Origin of the sequence: Spongiibacter sp. IMCC21906 (genome assembly GCF_001010805.1) — a bacterium.
Classification (GTDB): Bacteria; Pseudomonadota; Gammaproteobacteria; order Pseudomonadales; family Spongiibacteraceae; genus Spongiibacter.
Genome location: NZ_CP011477.1, coordinates 2,969,421 through 2,990,640, shown reverse-complemented (window position 1 = coordinate 2,990,640; position 21,220 = coordinate 2,969,421). Strand labels below are relative to the sequence as shown.

Genomic DNA, 21,220 nt, shown 5'->3' with positions numbered 1-21,220 from the left:
GCGTTAGCTGATTTATGTCAAAGGATACTTACAAAGTTAAGTAAGTCTACCTGCACTGTCTCTTGTCGGCACACTAATTGTATATATAACCCCGGTAAGGCGCGAAAGGTCGCGTAGCAGGTGCTGAGCGCAAGTCGGCATCTTTCAGAAGTCGGTGTTTTAGGAAACTCATAACACCTAAATGTTGTCCTCTATACAGGTAGCTGGAGGAAAATTATGTTAAACAAAAAAAATAAATCGCTAGTCTTTCTAGATCAATTGGCAGCATTGCCTGTCGACGAGGTCATTATCCATTCTCTCGAAGGCGGCTTATATGTTGCCTCGGTGGTACTTGGTGCTCATGTATTGCGCGTCTACGAACTGCCCAATACACCTCTTTGTCGAGCCAAAATGAGTGAAATGCGTCGATTGTTGGCCCCGGCAGGTTGCCGCAATGTCTATTTACTTGATGACAGCAGCCACGGTGAAATGATCAGTAACCCTGGTATTGCATCGAATTCAATGCGGATTCCTCTAGCGGCCTACGAAGAGAACGTCGCTTAGCGCGCGCGTCAAAAGGCTTGGCGCATTTCTTTTGGTCTTGTTCACCGGAGTGCTGCCTGTAATGAGCTTGATGGCGCTATTACGTAAAATGCGTCTGTCTTATAACGCGTTCTTAGATTTGAATCGGGAGCGATGACAGTCGGCGCATTCATCATTATCGTGTTGAGTCGCTTTTGCTAACAGTGCTATGTGCTTTCATTTTGGTCGGGATAAATTTGCCGCCAGAGTTCAAAGCCGCCGTCCATGCTATACACTTCACTAAAATTTTGATCGGCAAAATATTGCGCGGCGCTTTGGCTGCTGTTGCCGTGGTAGCACACCACGATCAAGGCTTTTTCAGGGTCTGTGCTGTCGACGAAGGCTTGCAGGTTATGATTGCCGAGATGAACTGAATTTGGGATATGAGCCATTTGGTAAGACTGTTCATCGCGGATGTCTACCAATTGGCCGCCGGTACTGATCAGTTCTTGAGCCTGTTGTGGGGAAATTCGTTTAAAAGCAGGCATGGGGTGATATTCCAATAATTAAAAGGACATGGTATCGCGATGGCTAAGCAAACAAAACGCTCTAAATATGGAAGTTTTGGGCAAGGTGTGCAGATGAGCGTAAACAGTGGTTTAAATGGGATAAGTCTATTGCTAATGCAAGGACTCGCGGGGAAGCTGCTCGGGTTGTTGAGTTTGGCCGCGCTGGGCTTGGCGGTGTTAGTGGGGCTTGATGGAGTGGAGTGGGCTTTGCTTGTGATTGCCCTTGGGCTTTGTTGGCTTGCTCAGCTTGTCAATGGCGTTGCTGAGGTATTGCTGGGCAGCGCAGAGTTGGCGTTCACAAGGCCTAAGGATATAGCAGACTATAGCGCGGCGATGTTGTTGATTTCTCGGTTTGTGGCAGCGCTACTCATCGCAATTATTTTTTGGCCTTAATAGGGCGTCAATACAGTGCGCTGACTTTTTTAGGGGGACGTTTCTGCTTGGTTTGCTTGATTTTCTTCGACGCCTTTCCCTGCTAGGGATTTAAAATCGTCAAGTACAATATACAAACAGGGAATCAGGATCAGTGTGATCACGGTGGCGAAGACAATACCAAAGCCTAAAGACACCGCCATGGGAATGACAAACTGGGCTTGAAGGCTATCTTCCAGCAGCATGGGTAGCAAGCCAAAAAAGGTGGTGAGGGAGGTTAGCAAGATAGCCCTGAAGCGGCTACACCCCGCGTCCACCACGGCTTTATGCAAAGGTTCGCCTCTGGCGATGGCGGCGTTGATAAAGTCCACCATAATCAAGCTGTCATTCACCACGACACCGGATAAGGCGATGATGCCGAAAAATGACATCATGCTGAATGCCATATCTAAGAACAGATGGCCGCATACCGCGCCAATAATGCCAAAAGGGATAACGCCCATAATAATCAGCGGTTGCAGATACGAGCGCAGGGGGACTGCCAGCAGACCAAAAATACCCAATAGGGCAATAGCGAAGCCCTGCATTAAGCTGCTAAATAATTTGCCCGTTTCTTCGCTTTCACCGCTAAGTGAGACCGATACGCTGGGGGCATCGGCTTTTAGTTGCTCAGAAACGTCTGCAATAACGGAACTGGTGACGCTAGTGGGCTGGGTTGTTTCTTTATCGACTTCGGCGGTAATGGTCAGCGCGCGCTCACCGTCAACCCGGGTGGTTTTACTGTAGCCAGGCTCGATGTGCACATTGGCGACGGCACTGAGGGGAATGAAATCGCCTTCGCTGCCGCGTATATACATATTTTGCAGGTCAGAAATGGCTTTGCGTTCATCGCGAGGATAGCGCACCATCACTTTTACTTCGTTGTTGCCGCGCTGCACGCGTTGGGCTTCGGCGCCATAAAAGGCATTGCGAACCTGTCGTCCCAGCACCGCCGCTGAGAGCCCGAGGTTTTCTGCACTGGGTTTTAACTCTAAGACAATTTCGTCTCGCACGGCGCTGGCACTGTTGCGAATATCGTAGACGCCTTTGTAATGAGTCAGTGCTTCTTCAAAGCGTCTGCCAGCCAGTTCCAGTTCGCGGGGATTATTGCTGGCGAGCTTGATCGAAATGGCTGGCCCCGTCGTCTGATCGGCGGCGCTAACGGATAACACTCGGGCACCGGGAATTTCGCCGATGGCTTCACGCCAGCGCCTGGCGATTTCGTTGCCATCAATATCCCGGTTTTCATTCTTGCTCAGTTCTACCATAAAGTTCACTAAGCGACCTTGGCTACCGTAGGCCGCCACGTGTTTGAACAGGTGCTTTTCTTCGTTATTGGCATGCTCTGATTGGTAGGCTTGATCAATGTCCCGCAATGCATTGTCTATCTGTTCAAAGGCCTGGCGGGTTTGGGCGTCGGCACTGCCTTCCACCATCTCCAGTTTTGCTTGCAGGAAGTCGCTGGGGACTTCCGGGATAAAAACAAAACGCACAATGCCTCCAGCAATCAAGCCCGTAGTGATGATCAACATGGCGGTAAAGATGGCACCGGTGATATAACGTTGTTTGATGGCGCGGTGGATAAAGGGTCGATAACGGCGCTCAACAAAATTATTCAGCCAGCCATTACAAGCCTTGGGTAAGCGGTCGAGTTTTTGCCAGATTGCGCCGGTGGCAGGACGGCTGTGGGCAAGGTGAGCGGGTAGGATCCATTTGGATTCCAATAGCGAAAACCCAAGACAGAGTATGACGACCCAGCCTACAGATTCTGGAAACGGTGAAAAGGCACCGTCTGAAAATAGTGTAGGCGAGAAGGCCATGATGGTGGTTAGCACGCCAAAGGTAGCCGGCGTGGCGACTCGCAAAGCACCACGAATAACACTGTCTTTGGAATGGCCGTATTTTTCCGCTTCAGAATAGGCGCTTTCGCCAATAATAATGGCGTCGTCGACGACAATCCCCAGCACCAGAATAAAGCCAAACAGGCTGAGCATATTGAGGGTAATGCCGACGGTAGGCATCAGTGCAAAGGTGCCCAGAAAGCAGATGGGCAGCCCGACCATCACCCAAAAGGCCAGTTTGATATTGAGGAACATACCCAGCACGATAAAAACCAGCAGCGCACCCATGCTGAGGTTTTTCAGCATCATGTCCATACGGCCTTCAAGGTAATAGCTGATGTCGGCCCAGTGATCTAGCTTGACCCCTTCCGGCAGACGGCCTTGCTGCTCTGCGACAAACTCCTTGGCAGCGGTGGAGACGTCAATCAAGTCTTGCTTGCCAATGCTGAATACCTGCATACCAATGCTGGGCTGGCTGTTGAAATACGAGAAGCTATCTTCTTCGACAAACTCATCTCGAATCGTCGCGACATCGCCCAAGGTTAGCCGGGTGCCATCGGGGTAGCTGATGAGTATGAGGTTTTCAAACTCCTGCTGTTGCCGGGCTTGAGCCCGGGTGCGGAGCATGATGTTGCCATTTTCGGTTCTCAAGGAGCCTGCGGGCACATCCAGTGAACTTCTGCTGATGGCATCGGCCACCTCGCCTAAGGTGAGGTGGTATTTCATCAGGCGATGCTCAGAAATTTCTATGGAAATCTCAAAGTCTCTAGCGCCATTTATTTGGACAAAAGCAACATCGTCTTTTTGCAGTAGCTCTTGTTTTAGCTGTTCGGCTAGCTCCTTCATGCCCCGTTCGTCCAGATTGCCGTAGAGCTGTAGCACAATGGTGTGATTATTAAACTCAAGCTGCTTGACCACGGGGCGTTCTATTTCAGCGGGAAAGCTAACGATAGCGTCGATGGCACTTTTAATTTCATCGACCACGACATTAATATCATTGTCTTCGTAAATTTCTGCTTTCAGGGTTGCCAGTGATTCGTCAGCGGTGGCGTCGAGGGTTTTGATGGCATCGATGTCGGCCAGAGCTTCTTCAATTTTAAGAATAACGCCGCGCTCAACTTCTTCTGGTGTGGCACCGGGGTAAATAACGGTGATTTGAACAACGTTGATTTCGAATTCAGGTTGAATGGTTTTTTGAATAGTAAACGCTGAGCCCAGACCAATCAGCAAAATGGCAAACATCAACAAGTTGGCGGCAACGGAGTTGCGGGCAAACCAAGGAATCACACCTTTACGCGTGTTGAGTCGCTCCTCACTCATCGGGATGGCGTATCCCTGTGGTCATTATTCCTCGGGTCCTGCTGATTTTTTGCTTTCCGTTTGTTATTGGCGATCAGTTCGGTGCTAGGAGTCTCTGAGTGGATGCGGACCTTGCTGCCCGCAATGGCGCTGGGAAGTGCGGCAAGAGCAATACGCTCACCGGCTTGAACGCCATCGGTAATGTAAACAAAGTCGCCGTCTGTTTTCAGCATGGACACGCTGCGGTTTTGCAATTGGTCTTGTGAGTCGACCACCCAGAGTTTATTGCCGGTGCGCAAAATATGCCGAGGAACGACGATTAAATTCTCAAACAGTCGACCTTCAATACTGGCGTTGACAAAGCTGCCGACCCGAAGCAGGGGCGTGTCGCTATTCAAACTGTATGGGTCTTCTACTCTAGCCACTAAAAAAAGCACCCGACTGCGTTCATCTAACACGGCTTCGCTGCGGACTATGGTTGCACGCCATTGCCGACCTTGTTCGTCGCTCAGTGTCGCTGTGCTCTGATTCTTGTTTACGGTGTTGTCGGTATTTTTGTCGGGATCATCGTTAACATTGTTTTGGGCGCTGCCATCACTTAATGCAGGCAGGTTTAGGTAGTCGAGTTTGGAGTCCGCTATCGGTAAGCGTACTTCGGCGCGATCTACCGAGAACAGTTCGCCCACTTGGCCGCCAACGGTGAGGTATTGCCCAAGATCCACATTGCGGCTGCGGATAATGGCGCGATAGGGGGCTCGAATTGTGGTGCGGGCTAAATCGGTTTGGGCGCTGTATAAGTCGGCTTGTGCTGCATCGAGATTCGCCTGTGCTTCTGCGAGCTGGGGGTGGCGCAGTGCTAACGCTTTGGCACTGCTAGTTACTTTACTGCGGGGATACTTTTCATAATCGTTCTTGGCAACGGCGCTCCGGCCCTGTTCTTGAGAAAGATTGCTTTCAGCGGTGGCTACGGCGGCTTCGGCGCGCTTTAGTTGAGCTTGGTAATTACGGTTATCTATCTGTAGCAGAACATCGCCTTTTTGTACCAGTGCGCCGGCTTCAAAACCGTCTGCAAGAGACACGACTTTCCCCGCGACTTCTGACACTAAATTAGTCGCCGTGCGGGCTTGGACGCTACCTTGGGAACGAACGTGAATGCGTAGCGATTGCTCGGTTGCTACGGCCACATCCACTAGCAAGGGGGCTTGTTGAATGTGGACCTGCTCAGGTGCAGGACGCAACCAATACAATGCCGCTGCGATAACGATGCCAATAGCGATAATTAGCAGAACGCCGAATATTTGCTTGGTTTTTGTACTCAAATTGCAATCTCTTTGCGCAGAAGGGGCAACAGCTTATATGCAGTCGGCCATAATACTGAGTTTGGCCGGACAGATATACCGGTGTGTGTTGTTGCTGTGCGTTAGTACGAGTATCAACGTTATCGTCGGTTCTCGGTGTCCTCTGTGCTGGGGATGTGAATACTTGGTGACCATTGCAACCATTCGGGCTCAACTGAGCCGTGGAGTTTAAATTGACTGCCTTGTGCGGCAATGCCGCCCATGCTGTCTTCGTTAGGGGTGGCAAAGGCGATGCCGCCTTCCAATAAGGATTCTAATGATTTGCTGCGAATGGTCGTGCCACTAAAAAGACCAAACTTAACGGCAACGCCACTGGAATTCCAGAATTCGCTATTGCTTCTAACCAGGCCTGCAAAGCGAGGTTGAATATTGATATGGATAAGCGTCTTTTTGGCATCTGCCGACAGCTCGTAGGCAAATACTTCGCCCACGGGAATGTCTCGGTAAAATACTTTGACCCCTTCTTTAATAGAGCCGCGCTGGTCCGCACTGAGCACCAGGTTTAAGCCGTCTTTGGGTTGTTTCATGGCCGGGGGTTTATTTAAACCCGTAAAGTAGTCCTTGGGCATGCCACTGCCGGGACGAACACTGATGTAACTGCCGGTGACCAATGTTTCTAGGTTGCTGGTGCCCACCAGCCCCAGTTGTGGTTTGACGACCCAAAATTGACTGCCTTCTTTAGCCAATGCTGTGGCCGAGGGCACCAAGTGTGCACGCACAACAACGCCAGCCATATCGCTGCTAAGTTCAACTGCACTGACCTCGCCAACTTTGATCCCTTGATATTTCAGCTCGGTACCTTTGTTAACGCTATTGCCAGTGTCAAAACGGATACTAATATCCTCGCCTTCTTCAGCGTAGGTGCTTTGGTAATTGGGGTAGAGGGTGTATTTCAGCCCTTCCCACGCAGCTTGGGGTGTTTTTGTTTCAGGGGTATGAAAAGCAATGCCCCCGGCGACAATGCTGCTTAAAGACTCTGCTTGAATATCCAAACCGCTTAGGCCACCGCTGATAGAAATACCGCTGGCGTTCCAAAACTGCGATTCTCGGTGCACCAGATGTTGGTAACGCTGGTGTATAAAAATTTCCAGTTCAACACCCTTGCGAGTCAACTCGACGGTTTCTACCTGGCCCACAGGGATTTTACGGAAGTATATTTTAGTGCCTTCTCGGGCCGAGTGTAGTTCTTCGGCGTGGAGCCGTAAGCGTAAGCCTGGTGCTTGTATGCGGCTTTGTGGTGGTTTGTTCAGTGCGGTGTAGGCAACTAAGGGCTCGCCTTTTTGGCCATTCACTTTCATCGCGATATAGGGGCCGCCAATGAGGGTATCCAGGCCACTGATGCCACTTGCCGAAACCTCTGGTGTGACTAGCCAGAACTGGGTTTCGCCGTTGAGGTAGCGCTGGTTTGGGGCGGTGATACGGACTTTTGCATCGGCGCCACGGGTGGGGTCATCTTCTGTAAAACTGACGGACTCTACCTCACCGACTTCTATGCCTTCCATTCTGACCTTGGTGCCTGCTTTTACGCCATCGGGTTTGTAAAAATGGATATCGATATATTGGCTTCCTCTGGCCAAGGCTTGGTTGGCGTAGAGGGTAAAGCGACGGCCGTCTTTGGTTTTTTCGGCTTGTTTGTTGGGGGTGTCGAAGGCGATACCTCCGGCAATGATACTGGCCATAGAGCCTGCATTAAGGTTAATACCCTGCAGTCCAGCCTCAATTTTAACGCCGGAATGATTCCAGAACCGAGAGCTTTCGTTTACCAAATGGGTGTATTGAGGATCTAAACGCAGATTGATTTCTACGCCGTTTTCACTGAGTTGATAGCCTTCTACATCGCCCACATCAATCTGCTGAAAGAGCACCGGCGCGCCGATGCTAATGGACCCTAGCTGTTCTGCCTCAAGAATGAGCTTTAAACCGGGGGCATTGTTGGCAAAGGGCGGGGGTTCTGGCAAAGCCGTAAAGCGGTCGGCCTCTTTACCGTCGCCGGGCTTGAAGCTGATGTAGTTGCCCGCGACCAAAGTGTCTAGCCCCGAAACGCCGGACAGGGAAATTTGCGGTTTGACCAGCCAGAACTCAGTATTTTTTTTAATAAGCGGAGTGATCTGAGTGTCCAGCTCAATGGTTGCGGTTACGCCGCTGAGGTCGTCATCAAGGTTGAGACGACTGACCTTGCCGACATTAATGCCTTGATATATCACCGGGGTTTTGCCAGCAGAGATGCCGCTGCCGTTTTCAAACGAAACGGTGATTTCTAAACCAGCACTGGTGATGTCTTTATAGAGCAGCCACAGCGCAATCCCCAGCGCGATAATGGGTAGTAGCCATACCGCAGAAATACCACGTTTGGGTTTCACTACCGCAGTGTGTCTGTTGTTTTCACTCATGTTCTAAATCCCAAATCAATCGCGGGTCAAAGCTGTTGGCGGCAAAAATCGTTAACACTACCACGGCGCCAAAGGCGGTTGCTCCGGGGCCACTCTCTACATTGGCAATATTGCCGAGATGAACCAAGGTCACCAGAATTGAAATCATGAATAAATCCAGCATGGACCAGCGACCAATAAAATGAACAAAACGATACAGCAAAATACATTGAGCCTTGTTGAGGGGCAGTCGCCAATGCACCACCAATAGAAGTAAAACAATGGCCAGTAGCTTAATAACGGGGACGAGGATACTGGCAATAAAAACGATAGCGGAAATCACCCATAGCCCTGATTGCCAGAGGTCAATAATGCCCGACATGATGGTGTCGGGTTCGCCTTTGCCAAAATGAATCACCGTTAAAATAGGCAACACATTAGCCGGAATTAACATTACCACGGCGGCTAAAGAGAATGCCCAAGTACGCTGGAGACTTCGGGGTTGGCGAAAATGCAGTTCGCCATGGCAGCAAGGACAAAGAGCTTGTTGGTCGGGGGCGGTATCTATTAATTCGCTAAGCTGGCCGCAGTGATGGCAGCGGGCTAGCCCCATTTCTTTGGCCGTTGTCATGAGTTGCGCTCCGACCAATATCGCCAGGCACTATGTTGATGGAAGTGTTGGCTGGTAACAATGAGACAGATTAACAGCCCGGCCACGCACCATGCGCCGTTAGCCAGGTTTACTTCGCCGGGGTCCATCATTTTGATATACGCCACCAATGCGCCCATGGCAAAGACTTCCAGCATGCTCCATTCCTGCATCCAATGGCTGACTTTAAGCAAGGTGGGGAAATGATTGGGGTAGCGACGGCGGTTGATACAGAGGCAAATTAACGCCGTCAGAAAAAGCTGTAAAAAAGGGGCGGCGATCGAGCACAGTAAAACCAGTACAGAAAGTGCCGTTTCGCCTTCAATAAGCAGACGCTCGATACCACTCAACAGCGAGTGACTGCCATATCGGCCCACCATATTTACTTCCATGATGGGCAGGGTTATTGCGGGCACAAACAGAATCAAACCACTGACCGCCGCAGCTAAAGCGAGGTTGCTGGGGCCTCTATGTTCGGCTAGCAGCAGGGCGTTGCAACGGGGGCAGCGTTGCTGATTTCTGCTCTTGTCGTCGAGGGCATCTAGCAACAGGTCGCAATCGGGGCAGGCGCAGAGTTTGTCTGGGCGGATGGGGGTCATTGCAGCGGCGCAAATAGATAGGCGCAGCGACTTACCAGTCGTCGAAAAAAGCTCCAGTTGGCGACTTCTCTGGGCAGTAGCTGACGGCAGGCATCTAAGTCGTGTTGCAGCATGGTTTCCATTTTAATGGCAAAATCTCGGTTATGGATTAATGCACAGATTTCAAAGTTTAGCCTGAATGAGCGGTTGTCTAAATTGGCGGTGCCGACCATGGCCAATTCTTCATCTACCAACATGACTTTTTGGTGAAGAAAGCCTTTTTGGTAGTAATAAAACTGTACGCCTTTTGCCATTGTCTCTTTTATTGCCGAATAAGAAGAGAGCTGTATGAGTAATTTATCAGGATTTTTGGGCAACATAATCCGAACATCCACCCCCCGCATGGCGGCAAGTTGCAAGGCGAGAATTACCGGTGCATCAGGAACAAAGTAAGGGCTGACAATCCAGAGCCGGTCTCTTGCTTGGTGGATGAGATCAAGAAACATCAGCGCGCAGCTATCAACCGTATCGGCGGGTCCAGAGGCGAGAATCAAACTATCGTAATTGCTGCCGTGATGACTGGCATCGCAGGCTTTGACTTGCCAGTTCAGTGTTGGCAACTCTTCGCAGGCCCAATACCAGTCTTCTGCAAAGGCCAGTTGTACGGCCTGTATGGCTGGGCCGCTAATGCTGAGACTGGTGTCTCGCCACGGGCTTAGCTTTGGATGACGGTGGCGGTATTCATCGCCAATATTCATGCCGCCAATACTGCAGTATTTACCGTCGACTATGAGAATTTTGCGGTGGTTTCTGAAATTCAGCTGCAGGCGGTTTCCCAGACCTTTGGTGCTGTTAAAAGCAGTGACCTTTATCCCGCCTTTGCGGAGTTTTTGCAGGTAGCGTCGGGATAGTTGAAAGCTGCCAATTTCGTCGTAAATGCAGTATATCGCCACGCCGCTAGCGGCCTTTTCTATGAGTAAGTCGGCGAGCTCCTGGCCGATACTGTCGTCACGAATAATATAATATTCAAGCAGTATATAGTCTTGAGCGTTACGGATATGGGCAAACATATTATTGAAGGCCCGGTCGCCGTCAATGAGCAGTTCAGCGCTATTGCCACAGCTAAAGGGCAGGGCAGTGAGCTGCTCTAATCCCCGCATTTGGTAGGTGGCGCTACCCTCTGGACGAAAGTCGTCAAAATCATTGCCTAAGCTATGGGCAATGCGGGCGATTTCTGCATTGGCGCTGCGCTTGGCCATGGCGTAGCCGCGAAACTTGCGACGGCCAAACACCCAATAGAGGGGCACGAACACAATGGGCATACCCACCAATACAATCGCCCATGCTGCCGCGCCCTGAGCGGTACGGGTTTTTAGGATCGCCTCCAGTGCGGATAAGATGCCCAGCACTGAAAACAGAGCATATAACGCTGCCGCAAAGGTGGCGAGATCGGCATTAAACCAATTTAGCATCGTCGACAACGAACCTTCTCCGGCCAAATGTATCCGTCCTTAAACAATGGTGGGCTGCGCTGGTAGACAGCATACGGGATTATAAAGTGCCGCTAAAGCCGCACCAGTATTACGCTTTTTGTAAATATTGATGGTGTTGCAATAAACAGTAGCGAAGACTGCGGTTTTTACGGATAGCTATTTTTGAGTTTTTCTTGCTAATTCTCTGAAGTTGGCAGAAAATACACACTATAACGATAATGGTTAGTTGTGATGGGGTTCACAAAAGCGCGTTCTCCGGGCCGGTAATCAGCTATTTGGATGGGTGCCGGAACTTGCTTAGGAACTGATAAGCGCTAACTTTGTCGCATTTATAGCTTGTTGAGTCGGAGCGGCTGCTTTTCTTAGCGCAGTCTCTTTGTAGACAGACGGTTGTCTAGAGCCTAGAGCCTTGGGTTCTCAGTAACCGTGAAGATACTGCAAGCAATGCCAGAATCGGCAGGTGGTAACCAGGATGGTTATTACAAATCCAATTGTTATTGTGGAGGTGAGTCAATGGATTTGACACATGGCAGCGTGTTAAGAAATGACGAAGAGCTATTGACTGATGTACCCATGTATATCAGCAGTGCAAGCAGTGATGACGTCACCGCTGATCGTAAGTTTGCCAGTTGGGGAGGTTGTCTTCACTTAACTAAAAACCGCGATCTGGGTTTGAGTGATGCTGAGGCTGTGCACAGTGAATACAGCATCAAGCTTAGAGATGGCCGTCTTGGCAATATTCGTATCCGCAAAGTGGTTTGCACCAATGGCGCCAATCATGTTGAAATTTTATTTGAAGGTGCCAGTCCACTTCGCGAGAAAGCCTAGTGCGCAAGCGGTTGCAGCCCGTTTTTGTTTTTGCATAAAAAGTGCCTTTATGCTGAACTCATCCCCTATCCATTAATAACTCTGCGAGTAACTCGTGTATAAAGGTGAGCGACTGAATAGTATTACTCACTTGCTCGGCGCTGTTGCTGCGCTGTGCGGTGGTTTATTGTTGGTGGTTCCGGCTTTCCAAGAGGGTGAAATTTGGAAGACCGTTAGCTTCACTGTTTATAGCATTAGCCTGTTAATGCTCTACTTGTTTTCTACTCTATATCACGCCACTCGCGGGCCCCATAAAGCCCTATACCGCCAGCTAGACCACTTGGCAATTTACTTGCTGATCGCCGGTACCTACACGCCCTTCTTGCTCGTTACTTTAAGAGGAGAGTCTGGCTGGTGGATGTTTGGGATTATTTGGGGCTTGGCTGCTCTGGGGATGGTGGTTGAGTCTTTTCCAAAAGAAAAGCGGCGGCTGTGGGCGATTATTATCTACCTCTTAATGGGCTGGTTGTCGCTGGCACTGATGAAACCGTTGATAGCCGCATTGCCAGAGGGGGGCTTCACGCTGCTACTGTCCGGCGGTGTGGCTTATACTCTGGGCATTATTTTTTATGTGTTTGATAAAAAAGTGCCGCATTTTCACGGTATTTGGCATTTGATGGTGCTAGGTGGCAGTGTTTGTCACTTTTTTACGGTGTATCTTTATGTGGCATAACGAAATGGTATAGCGACGCGGCCGAACAACGTGTATTAACCCGTTTATACCTCTTACCGCAGATAACTTAACGCAGATAACTTTGGGGTGACACGCATCTGGCACTATAAATTTGTTGTTGGTTTTGGCTACCTCAATTTAGGGCTCTTGTTGTTGGCTCTAATAAGTCCATTGCATTTTCAAACCGTGATTTACGCTTGGCCGGCTGCGGCCAGTCAAATGCTGTTGCATCTATTGGTTTCGGCGGCATTGGTGTATGCGGGTCATCAGCAGTTAGCCCGCAGTGATATTGGGCAAAAAGCGTATCCGGCGGCATTGGTAAGCTATTTACTTTGGTCTTGCATGATGTTTCGCTGGGTCAGTGGTTGATGCCCAGGGTTAATGCACGTCATTAAACACAAAGCAATTTATGGATTACAGTCGGTGTTTTTTGGGTACGGGACCACAGTAGACGGCAGATTTATTGTGCTGCTAGGTATTCGCTCTAGGTGCTGCTAGGTAATAGTACCGTAAACCGCACAGGTTTTTAGGGTAATTGCCCGGAGTAGCGCGTATAATGCGCGATCTGCTTTTTCGACACTCCCTGGCCCGCCCATCGCCTAATGCGGCAGCGCTCCAGATATACCACGGTAATGCTAATGTCTTCACCATCCCAATCCGCGGACGCTCGCGACGATCTTACTTTTGACGACCTGAACCTACGGCCTGAGGTTCTGGCAGCGGTGAAGGCGGTGGGCTACGAAAGCCCGTCACCCATCCAAGCCGCTACTATCCCATTGTTGTTAGAGGGCAAAGACGTTTTGGGTCAGGCTCAAACCGGTACGGGCAAAACCGCGGCCTTTGCCTTGCCGTTGTTGTCTCGTTTGGACTTGTCTCGTCGTAAATCTGTACAAGCGCTGGTGTTGACTCCAACCCGTGAATTGGCGATTCAGGTGGCTGAAGCCATTCAGACATACGCCACGAATATGCCAGGCTTTCAAATTTTACCTATTTACGGCGGCGCCGATTATCGTGGCCAGCTGCAAGCATTAAAACGTGGTGTCCAAGTTGTTGTGGGTACACCAGGCCGAGTTATGGACCATATGCGCCGGGGCACGCTGTCGCTAGCTGAACTCAATCACCTCGTTTTGGACGAGGCAGATGAAATGCTGCGCATGGGTTTTATTGATGATGTGGAGTGGATTCTGTCTGCAGTGCCTGAGCAGCGTCAAATCGCCTTGTTTTCGGCAACCATGCCGCCGGCTATTCGTCGTATTGCCAATACCTATTTGACGGATCCCCAACAGGTCACCATTAAAACGAAAACAACCACAGCGGTGACGATTCGCCAGCGGTACTGGTTAGCTCGGGGCACGAATAAGCTCGACGCGCTGACCCGTATTCTTGAGGCGGAAGCTTTCGACGGCATGATCATTTTTGTGCGCACCAAAGTGCAAACCACGGAGTTGGCTGAAAAACTACAAGCCCGCGGGTTTGCAGCGGCGCCCCTCAATGGTGATGTTGCCCAGACCCAGCGCGAGCGCACGGTTGAGCAGTTGCGATCTGGCAAGCTGGATATTCTGGTAGCCACCGATGTGGTTGCTCGGGGGCTGGATGTTGAGCGTATCAGCCACGTTATTAACTACGATATTCCCAATGACACTGAAGCCTATGTGCACCGGGTAGGCCGAACGGGTCGTGCTGGCCGTCAGGGTGATGCGATTCTGTTTGTCGCGCCCAGAGAAAAGCGCATGCTTTACAGCATTGAAAAAGCGACGCGTCAAAGCATTCAGGAAATGGCCCTGCCCAGCGCCGATAACATCAATGCTCTGCGTCAAGATCGTTTTCTTCAGCAGATTCAAGAATCCATGCAGTCGCCACATTTGCAAGCGTATCGATCATTGCTAACCGATTACGCCGCCCAGCAAGACGCCGATCCTTTGGATATGGCCGCAGCCTTGGCTATTCTTGCTCAGGATGACAAACCGCTGTTTATGGCCCCTGAGGCGCCTAGAACCGAGAAATCGGCAGAGAAAAAGCGTGGCATGTCTGCCGATATGAATCGCTACCGTATTGAAGTAGGCCGTGAGCACGGTGTAAGTGCGGGTAATATCCTTGGCGCCATCGCCAATGAAACCGGCTTGTCGGGCCAGGAAATTGGTCGTATCCAGTTGTTTAAGGATTTCAGCACTGTCGAAATGCCAGGCAATGTGTCTGATAACGTGTTGTCTGCGTTGCAAGACGTATGGGTCGCCGGTCAACAATTGCGGGCGTCGGTATATCAGGGTAGCGATGTGGCAGATCGTCCCCAAAAGCCGCGGACTAAAAAACCTGGGGGCAATCCCAAAAACAAAAAAGCGAAGGCGAGATCTAAGGCCAACGATGGTCGTAGCTTTATCAGTAAGGCGAAGCGCCCTACTAAATAGGGCTGTTTTTGCTGTCATAAGAAACCGCTATACTTTGCGCTGACTGATTACGCAGCGCGGGGAGCAAACAATTGCTGGCGGTTTTTGTTCAATTTTTGTGCTTGGGTTGCATCAGTTTTGGCGGCCCAGCTGCCCATATCGGTTATTTTCGGCGGGTATTTGTCGAGCAGAAAGCCTGGCTCAGCGCCGATGAATTTGCTGCCAAACTTGCTCTTTGCCAATTCTTACCTGGTCCCAGTTCAAGTCAATTAGGCTTTGCGATCGCCTGTCACCGCGCTGGCCCTTTGGGTGGTGTGCTCGCCTTTCTCGGTTTTACCCTCCCTTCTTTTTTTCTGATGTATCTGTTTGCAACGGTCGGGCAGAATCTATCGTTATTTGAAAGCGGCGCTGTGCAGGGGCTTAAATTACTGGCGGTGGTGGTTGTGGTGGATGCTATTTTCACGATGGCCAAGCAGTTTTGTAGCAGTGCCGCTACCCGCGTACTGGCACTGATGAGCGCGATATTGTTACTGGTTCAAATGACACCGCTAACCCAGTTTTCCCTATTGCTGTTGGCGGCAGTTGTCATGGCTTGGCGAGCGCCGGCAAATAGTGGGGCATATCGCTTTCAGTTCCCGTTTAGCTCGGTAGTCAGTGGTGGACTTTTCTTGGTCTTGCTGGTGGCGTCGTTGGTTTTTTCCGGTCACTTATTCAGTCAATTTTATCAGGTTGGCGCTGCAGTGTTTGGCGGCGGCCACGTGGTGTTGCCCTTACTGGAAACGTTGTTGTCCGGTGCGGTCGAGCAAGATTATTTTTTATCCGGTTACGCCGCTGCCCAAGCCGTGCCCGGCCCTATGTTCTCCTTTGCCAGTTTTTTGGGGGCGGAGATGTGGCCAGAATCGTCCTTGGCAGGGGCAGGCTTGGCGTGTGTGGCTATTTTTCTGCCCGGTTTTTTATTGCTTTTAATGATTGAGCCTGGCTGGCATGCCCTGAGTCAGCTATCTAAGCCTAAAGCGGCTATCGCTGGCGTCAATGCAGTGGCAGTGGGAATGCTAATAGCGGCGTGGATTAACCCCGTTCTCAGCCATGCCCCGGAAGGGTGGTTGGCCACACTGTTGGCCGTGTTGGGTTTTTGGGCGCTGCGATCTGGTCGCTGCCCGGTTTTAGTCTTAATTGCCAGTTTTACTGGAATAGGACAGTTACTTTGGTAGCTGTCTTCGCCTTGTCATAGCTAGCTGTTATCACTGAGAAACTCGTATGTGGGGGCGCTTATGTTTCGAATTTTTCTGTTTTCTCTCGCTGTATTGCTAACCATTGTTGGCTGCTCAAGTAACTCTGGCAAGGTAAGCACTGCCTCAAACCCTGTGTTGAAGGGTGATATTGGTAGAATTGCTTTCGGTTCTTGCCTGCGTCAGTGGGCACCGCAGCCGGTACTGAAGAGTATCGTTAAAGCCCAGCCGGACGCGTTTATATTTATGGGTGACAATGTTTATAGTGATGTGGGCCCATATCGTCAGCAAGCTGAGCCACAGCGTATTGGCTCTGCGTACAGTGATTTAGCGTTCAATCCGGATTTTAAGCAGTTTTCTGCTGCAGTTCGGCAGCAAAATATACATCTGGCCGCCACTTGGGATGATCACGATTACGGCGTGAATGATGGCGGTGCTGAATACCCTTTTAAGCAAGCATCAAAAGGGTATTTTGCGGCGTTTTTTGGCTTGGATGAGTCCCGCTTGGGTGAGGCCTTTGGTCCCGGTGTGTATCACAGCCAATATGTAAACAGTGCGGGCTTGTCGGTGCAGTTGATTCTGCTGGATACCCGCAGTTTTCGCAGTCCCTTAAAGCGGTCTGCCGGAGCTTGTGCTCCTACCGGGATTGTTGCTAATAACGCTGATGATGCAACGGTACTGGGGGAGACCCAGTGGCAGTGGCTTAAAAGTGAGTTGGAAAAACCGGCAGACTTACGATTAATTGCCTCCAGTATTCAACTGCTTGCGAGTGAACACTGTTTTGAAAAATGGGCTAATTTCCCGCAAGAACGGCGGCGGTTTTTTCAGTTGATTAAAGACACCGGCGCAGAAGCTGTGGTGCTGTTAAGTGGTGACCGACACTTGGGGGAAATTTCTCGCTATCAGGCTTCGACTTTAAACTATCCGTTATATGAGGTGACTTCCAGCGGATTGAACTCGGCCTTGCCCTCGAACAGTCCCGCCAGCAAAGAGCCAAATGCGCTGCGGGTAGGTGGCAATAATTTGCTGCTTGATAATTTTGGCGTAGTGGAAATTCGCGTAGACAATGGAGATACCTTGCTTGCTTTACAGTTACGCGACAGCGAGGGCAATATTCGCCGTGAAGAGCGGGTTCCACTCAAGCTACTGAAGAAATAAAGCTTTAAAATAATGACAGTTGATCACCTGCTTTAGACGGCACCTGAAATTGACTGCAGTCGAGTGCAGGCAGGGTTTTGTCAGTAAATCCTGCTTTGCGGCTGGCGATTTTAAAGCGCTGTTGAAGGAGTTCGGCAAAGATACCCGTGCCACGCATACGTTCGCCAAACTGGCTTTGATATAAACGGCCACCTCGCATATCTTCAATGCGTTTTATAACGTGGTTTGCCCGCTGGGGAAAATGCTGATGCAGCCACTCTACAAAAATCTCAGTAAGTTCGTGGGGCAGGCGCAATAAAATATAAGCAACGGACCCCGCGCCTGCATCAGCAACGGCCTCAATAATGGCTTCCATTTCGCTGTCATTAATATGCGGAATCACCGGTGCAATTAAGACACTCACCGGTACGCCAATATCCCTCAGTTCAGAAATAACCCGCAGCCGACTGGCCGCAGATGCGGTGCGAGGCTCCATTATCCGCTTTAAGTTATTGTCGAGGGTGGTAACACTCACAGCGACATGAATCAGCCTGTGTTTGGCCATTTCTTCCAGCAAATCCTTGTCTCTTAAGATCAACGCGCTTTTAGTGACAATAGAAATAGGCTGCCGAAATGCAAGGGCTATTTCCAGCAGCTGACGGCTAATTTCAAGCTGTTTTTCGGCGGGCTGATAAGCGTCGGTGTTGATGCCCAGTGCGATACTCTCGCAGCGATAACTCTTTTTGCGCAGCTCTGCTTCAAAGCATTCTGGAGCATTGAGTTTAGCGCTGATTTTGGTTTCAAAATCCAGTCCCGGAGACAAGTCCAGGTAGGCGTGGCTGGGCCTGGCAAAGCAATAAACACAACCCTGCTCACAGCCTCTATAGGGGTTTACAGAAAGATTAAACGGAATATCCGGTGATTGGTTGCGACTAATAATGCTTTTGGCTGTTTCTGCTCTAAGCTCGGTACGGGGGTGGTGTAGAGGCTCGCCGCTGTCATCCAGCTCTATGCGGCGAATGGCGAAACGCCCCTCCATTGTCGAGGCGCTACCTCGACCTTTTAGTACTTTGCTTGCTTGATGCTTTTCCATGGTGGCGAGAATAATATGATGCTGTGTTTTTGTACAGTATTTTGAGTGGGGTTTATGTTGTTGTTTTGGGTATCGAGACAGGGGGCATGCTTGTAATAAATGGGGTTTTTGTCTCAAGGTGGGAATTGCGGCGGGTACTTTCATTATTCCGTTGTTTAGCGTTATGCTGCTCGTCACTTTTGACTTATGAATGGAAAATAAAAAAAATGAAAAGCCTGAAAAGTATCATGGCCATCTCTTATGTTATTGCGCTAACGGTGGCTTTTATTCCTGCCTTTGCTTCAGTGCAAAGCTATATCTTACAGGCGCTCGCTATTATTTTTCTTATTCATTTGATGGAAGTACCCTTAAGCTTCAAATATTTGAAACGCTATCAGGGCGGTTTGCTGACAAGTATTGTGCTGTGTGTGTTGTTTGGCGTTGTACATTGGGTGCCGCTAAAGAATCAGTCGGTCTGATTCTTTAGTTATCACTTTGCGCAGCTAGCGGCGAATCCATAAATTTGAGGATTTGGCTGGGGGTGGATGATATGTCCCGGTTGTTGTTTAACCGCAAGCCAGTGTCATAGCGCTCGGGTTGGGACGCATAACAGACGCTATCTGGGGGGCCCGACAATCGAGCAGCTTTGCCGGTAACCGTGGGGATATCAATGCGCTGACTTCTGGCAACAAACATGGCTTTTTGAACGATGTAAGCCAGTTCAAATTCGGCTTCCTCCAGGGAGGCCGCAGCCCATTTGAGAAAGCCTTTGTAAACTGATCGACCCCGCCAGTGGCGGGGTTCTACAAATACTTCATGTTGCTCAAGTTGTAGTGAGAGTATTTTTTGTTTGTTGCGCCATAGTTGTGGTGCTTCATTGCCCTCGGGTGAGTCATCTACCACTACTGCATAATGCACCTCTGGCCGCTGTTGATAAGCGTGTACCGATGCCAGGTCCAGCATGTCTATAAAATGCGTGCAGTGATGAGCCGTGTCTTGGGTGCGTCGTGATTGGCGTAAGTCTTTTAACAGCGGGCTCCCGTTCCAACTCGATAGCGCCTGGGCTGCACCCGCACAAATATCCATAGGGTGGCGAATCCACTGCCCTGAGACTGTCAGAATATTCTCACCGTCGTGCTTGAGATAAATACGCAGGGCGTGTTCGTGGTCCTCCATGCCCAATTCCACTTTTTGAGCGCTTAGATTACGAATTAATATTGCTCTGGTGAATTGCCCCTGTCCGTAGTGAGGATTTAGCGGCATGTGGGTCAGCTGCATTTGCTAGGCGCCTTTTTCAGTTTTTACATCAATGTAAACAGTACATATATTGCCTATAACCACTGCATAAGTACGACAGCTAATACTAAACCTATCACGGGGACCGCCATGGTTAAGGCGGCAATTGGCCAATAGGCACTTTTATGGGTTTCTCCACAAATTGCTCGGACGGTGGTCACGATATAACCGTTATGGGGTAGGGAATCCAGGGCGCCAGAGGAGATGGACGAGATGCGGTGCAACTGCTCTGGGTCGACGCCTTGGTCTATGTAATACGGACCGAGGACGGGCAGGGCGATGGATAGACCGCCGGATGCTGAGCCGGTTAGGCCCGCGATGGTGGTCACGGCAATGGCGGCACCAATCAACTCGTTGCCGGGAATGCCGGTCATGGCGTCGACAGCAACAGCAAAGGCAGGGGAGGCTTTGGCAATGGTACCAAAACCGACAACGGCGGCCGTGTTGCCAATGGCAATCAGGGCACCGGTAGTACCTTCGTTAATGGCTTTGGAACGGTCGTGAAAATACTTGTGGTTAATAAGCATAATGCTTAAACAGCCGCCGAGCAGGGCTAGAATTAATGCATATTGGGCCAGGCTGTCGTGGAAAATAAAAGAGGTTAACAGCACCACCAGTAGAGGCAGTAAACCGGTGATGGGGTGAGGAAAGTCCCTTTCTTTAATAGCCGGGTCGGTGTCTCGATGCTCAAACACTTCGCCATTGGCCACGGCTTTTTTGATCATTCGGTTTATCCACCAAAAGCCCATGCAGGCCATAAAGGTGGCAACAATCAAGCTAACTTCCCATTCGGCATAAGGGCTGGTACCCAGATGTTTTACGGGAATCCAGTTTTGAATTTCGGGGGAGCCTGCCGAGGTCATGGTAAAAGTGATGGAGCCAAACGCCAGTGCGCCGGGGATAAAACGTCTGGGTAGGTTGGCATCTTTAAACAAGCCCAGTGCCATAGGGTAAACCGAGAACGCTACAACAAACACACTTACTCCGCCGTAGGTCAGCACCGCGCAGGCAAGCACGACAGCGGCAACAGCGTGCTTAATGCCAATTTTATTGATAATCCAACGGGCCAGGCTATCGGCGGCGCCAGTGTCTTCCATGAATTTTCCGAACAGGCTGCCCAGTAAAAACATCAAAAACCAGGCGGCAACAAAGCCAGAAAAACCTTGCATGTAGGTGGTGACAAACGCGTGTTCAGTTTCACCGGGAAAGAGAGGTATACCGCCAGTAAATGCGACAACTAGCGCACAAAGCGGCGCCGCTATAAACAAATTCCAGCCCCGCAGTGCCAGAACGGTCAGTAGTATCAAGCCACCTATCAAGCCGATCATGCTGATCATGTCGCGTTTTCCTCTTTATTCTCTGATTTGCGCGGGGCTTATCCTACCGCAATTAAGCCTTGAGCGCGGCGATCGCTCGGCTCGTTTATTCAGCGCAGAGAATTTTGCCCGCTGAGTGGCTTTAGGGCAAATAAAGGATGGGCGTAAATATCGCTGT

19 protein-coding genes are annotated in these 21,220 nt (G+C 50.3%); 9 read left to right on the top strand and 10 right to left on the bottom strand.

The genetic code is table 11. The features are described 5' to 3' along the window. The first annotated feature begins 216 nt into the window (after positions 1-216). A complete protein-coding gene (locus IMCC21906_RS13765) occupies positions 217-543 on the top strand; it encodes a DUF6482 family protein (protein WP_047012647.1) in 327 nt (108 codons plus the stop codon). Positions 544-728: 185 nt separating this feature from the next. Here IMCC21906_RS13765 and glpE read toward each other — a convergent pair whose 3' ends face one another. Next, positions 729-1,049, bottom strand: a complete 321-nt coding sequence (glpE, locus tag IMCC21906_RS13760) for a thiosulfate sulfurtransferase GlpE (RefSeq protein WP_047012646.1) — start codon at positions 1,047-1,049, stop codon at positions 729-731. 93 nt (positions 1,050-1,142) lie between these two features. Here glpE and IMCC21906_RS13755 point away from each other — a divergent pair, with 93 nt between their 5' ends. Then, the gene (locus IMCC21906_RS13755) at positions 1,143-1,463 is read left to right on the top strand and encodes a diacylglycerol kinase (RefSeq protein ID WP_197085904.1); all 321 of its coding nucleotides are present in this window, start codon (positions 1,143-1,145) and stop codon (positions 1,461-1,463) included. Positions 1,464-1,492: 29 nt separating this feature from the next. Here the strand turns inward: IMCC21906_RS13755 and IMCC21906_RS13750 are convergent, their stop codons facing one another. The 6 genes from IMCC21906_RS13750 to cls form a co-directional block, all read right to left on the bottom strand. Further along, positions 1,493-4,642 carry an efflux RND transporter permease subunit gene (locus IMCC21906_RS13750; RefSeq protein WP_047012644.1) on the bottom strand — a complete coding sequence of 1,050 codons (3,150 nt, stop codon included), beginning with the start codon at positions 4,640-4,642 and terminating at the stop codon, positions 1,493-1,495. After that, the gene (locus tag IMCC21906_RS13745) at positions 4,639-5,940 is read right to left on the bottom strand and encodes an efflux RND transporter periplasmic adaptor subunit (protein ID WP_047012643.1); all 1,302 of its coding nucleotides are present in this window, start codon (positions 5,938-5,940) and stop codon (positions 4,639-4,641) included. Before IMCC21906_RS13745 ends, IMCC21906_RS13750 begins: the two co-directional genes overlap by 4 nt. Positions 5,941-6,059: 119 nt before the next feature. After that, entirely contained in the window at positions 6,060-8,369 is a 2,310-nt protein-coding gene (locus IMCC21906_RS13740; RefSeq protein ID WP_047012642.1) for a PqiB family protein, read from the bottom strand. Then, positions 8,362-8,979: a paraquat-inducible protein A gene (locus IMCC21906_RS13735; protein WP_047012641.1), complete on the bottom strand. Its 618-nt coding sequence runs from the start codon at positions 8,977-8,979 to the stop codon at positions 8,362-8,364. The genes IMCC21906_RS13740 and IMCC21906_RS13735 overlap by 8 nt, the downstream gene beginning before the upstream one ends. Then, positions 8,976-9,596, bottom strand: coding sequence for a paraquat-inducible protein A (locus tag IMCC21906_RS13730; protein ID WP_047012640.1), 621 nt, complete (start codon positions 9,594-9,596; stop codon positions 8,976-8,978). The genes IMCC21906_RS13735 and IMCC21906_RS13730 overlap by 4 nt, the downstream gene beginning before the upstream one ends. After that, positions 9,593-11,047: a cardiolipin synthase gene (gene cls, locus IMCC21906_RS13725; RefSeq protein WP_047012639.1), complete on the bottom strand. Its 1,455-nt coding sequence runs from the start codon at positions 11,045-11,047 to the stop codon at positions 9,593-9,595. Before cls ends, IMCC21906_RS13730 begins: the two co-directional genes overlap by 4 nt. 534 nt (positions 11,048-11,581) lie before the next feature. On the opposite strand from cls, the gene IMCC21906_RS13720 reads away from it, so the two are divergent. From IMCC21906_RS13720 to IMCC21906_RS13695, 6 genes are all read left to right on the top strand, one after another. Continuing rightward, positions 11,582-11,896: a hypothetical protein gene (locus IMCC21906_RS13720; RefSeq protein ID WP_047012638.1), complete on the top strand. Its 315-nt coding sequence runs from the start codon at positions 11,582-11,584 to the stop codon at positions 11,894-11,896. A 94-nt stretch (positions 11,897-11,990) separates the two neighbouring features. Continuing rightward, positions 11,991-12,608, top strand: a complete 618-nt coding sequence (locus IMCC21906_RS13715; RefSeq protein ID WP_047012637.1) for a hemolysin III family protein — start codon at positions 11,991-11,993, stop codon at positions 12,606-12,608. 87 nt (positions 12,609-12,695) lie between these two features. Further along, positions 12,696-12,977 (top strand): hypothetical protein, encoded by a 282-nt coding sequence (locus IMCC21906_RS13710; RefSeq protein WP_047012636.1) that lies wholly within the window; start codon positions 12,696-12,698, stop codon positions 12,975-12,977. Between the two features lie 269 nt (positions 12,978-13,246). Continuing rightward, positions 13,247-15,013 carry a DEAD/DEAH box helicase gene (locus tag IMCC21906_RS13705; protein ID WP_047012635.1) on the top strand — a complete coding sequence of 589 codons (1,767 nt, stop codon included), beginning with the start codon at positions 13,247-13,249 and terminating at the stop codon, positions 15,011-15,013. A 71-nt stretch (positions 15,014-15,084) separates the two neighbouring features. Then, on the top strand, positions 15,085-16,203 hold the full coding sequence (gene chrA / locus IMCC21906_RS13700) for a chromate efflux transporter (protein ID WP_047012634.1): 1,119 nt from the start codon (positions 15,085-15,087) through the stop codon (positions 16,201-16,203). A gap of 60 nt (positions 16,204-16,263) precedes the next feature. Continuing rightward, complete coding sequence (locus tag IMCC21906_RS13695) at positions 16,264-17,379, top strand: alkaline phosphatase D family protein (protein ID WP_052763545.1); 1,116 nt, start codon at positions 16,264-16,266, stop codon at positions 17,377-17,379. Positions 17,380-17,383: 4 nt separating this feature from the next. On the opposite strand, the gene IMCC21906_RS13690 is transcribed toward IMCC21906_RS13695, so the two are convergent. Beyond that, the gene (locus IMCC21906_RS13690; protein ID WP_047013442.1) at positions 17,384-18,451 is read right to left on the bottom strand and encodes a PA0069 family radical SAM protein; all 1,068 of its coding nucleotides are present in this window, start codon (positions 18,449-18,451) and stop codon (positions 17,384-17,386) included. A 206-nt stretch (positions 18,452-18,657) separates the two neighbouring features. Here IMCC21906_RS13690 and IMCC21906_RS13685 point away from each other — a divergent pair, with 206 nt between their 5' ends. After that, positions 18,658-18,909, top strand: coding sequence for a hypothetical protein (locus tag IMCC21906_RS13685; protein ID WP_047012633.1), 252 nt, complete (start codon positions 18,658-18,660; stop codon positions 18,907-18,909). Positions 18,910-18,913: 4 nt separating this feature from the next. Here the strand turns inward: IMCC21906_RS13685 and IMCC21906_RS13680 are convergent, their stop codons facing one another. Together IMCC21906_RS13680 and IMCC21906_RS13675 are read right to left on the bottom strand one after the other, a co-directional pair. After that, complete coding sequence (locus tag IMCC21906_RS13680) at positions 18,914-19,708, bottom strand: DUF2889 domain-containing protein (RefSeq protein WP_047012632.1); 795 nt, start codon at positions 19,706-19,708, stop codon at positions 18,914-18,916. A 53-nt stretch (positions 19,709-19,761) separates the two neighbouring features. Next, positions 19,762-21,063 (bottom strand): GntP family permease, encoded by a 1,302-nt coding sequence (locus IMCC21906_RS13675; protein WP_047012631.1) that lies wholly within the window; start codon positions 21,061-21,063, stop codon positions 19,762-19,764. Between the last annotated feature and the right edge of the window lie 157 nt (positions 21,064-21,220).

Bases quoted from the DNA above. Each gene is read 5' to 3' on its own strand.
- IMCC21906_RS13680 (WP_047012632.1), bottom strand. From the start codon at position 19,708: ATGCAGCTGACCCACATGCCGCTAAATCCTCACTACGGACAGGGGCAA.
- IMCC21906_RS13750 (WP_047012644.1), bottom strand. From the start codon at position 4,642: ATGAGTGAGGAGCGACTCAACACGCGTAAAGGTGTGATTCCTTGGTTT.
- IMCC21906_RS13755 (WP_197085904.1), top strand. From the start codon at position 1,143: ATGAGCGTAAACAGTGGTTTAAATGGGATAAGTCTATTGCTAATGCAA.
- IMCC21906_RS13765 (WP_047012647.1), top strand. From the start codon at position 217: ATGTTAAACAAAAAAAATAAATCGCTAGTCTTTCTAGATCAATTGGCA.
- IMCC21906_RS13675 (WP_047012631.1), bottom strand. From the start codon at position 21,063: ATGATCAGCATGATCGGCTTGATAGGTGGCTTGATACTACTGACCGTT.
- glpE (WP_047012646.1), bottom strand. From the start codon at position 1,049: ATGCCTGCTTTTAAACGAATTTCCCCACAACAGGCTCAAGAACTGATC.
- IMCC21906_RS13695 (WP_052763545.1), top strand. From the start codon at position 16,264: ATGTTTCGAATTTTTCTGTTTTCTCTCGCTGTATTGCTAACCATTGTT.
- cls (WP_047012639.1), bottom strand. From the start codon at position 11,047: ATGCTAAATTGGTTTAATGCCGATCTCGCCACCTTTGCGGCAGCGTTA.
- IMCC21906_RS13685 (WP_047012633.1), top strand. From the start codon at position 18,658: ATGAAAAGCCTGAAAAGTATCATGGCCATCTCTTATGTTATTGCGCTA.
- IMCC21906_RS13730 (WP_047012640.1), bottom strand. From the start codon at position 9,596: ATGACCCCCATCCGCCCAGACAAACTCTGCGCCTGCCCCGATTGCGAC.
- IMCC21906_RS13720 (WP_047012638.1), top strand. From the start codon at position 11,582: ATGGATTTGACACATGGCAGCGTGTTAAGAAATGACGAAGAGCTATTG.
- IMCC21906_RS13690 (WP_047013442.1), bottom strand. From the start codon at position 18,451: ATGGAAAAGCATCAAGCAAGCAAAGTACTAAAAGGTCGAGGTAGCGCC.
- IMCC21906_RS13740 (WP_047012642.1), bottom strand. From the start codon at position 8,369: ATGAGTGAAAACAACAGACACACTGCGGTAGTGAAACCCAAACGTGGT.
- IMCC21906_RS13705 (WP_047012635.1), top strand. From the start codon at position 13,247: ATGTCTTCACCATCCCAATCCGCGGACGCTCGCGACGATCTTACTTTT.
- IMCC21906_RS13735 (WP_047012641.1), bottom strand. From the start codon at position 8,979: ATGACAACGGCCAAAGAAATGGGGCTAGCCCGCTGCCATCACTGCGGC.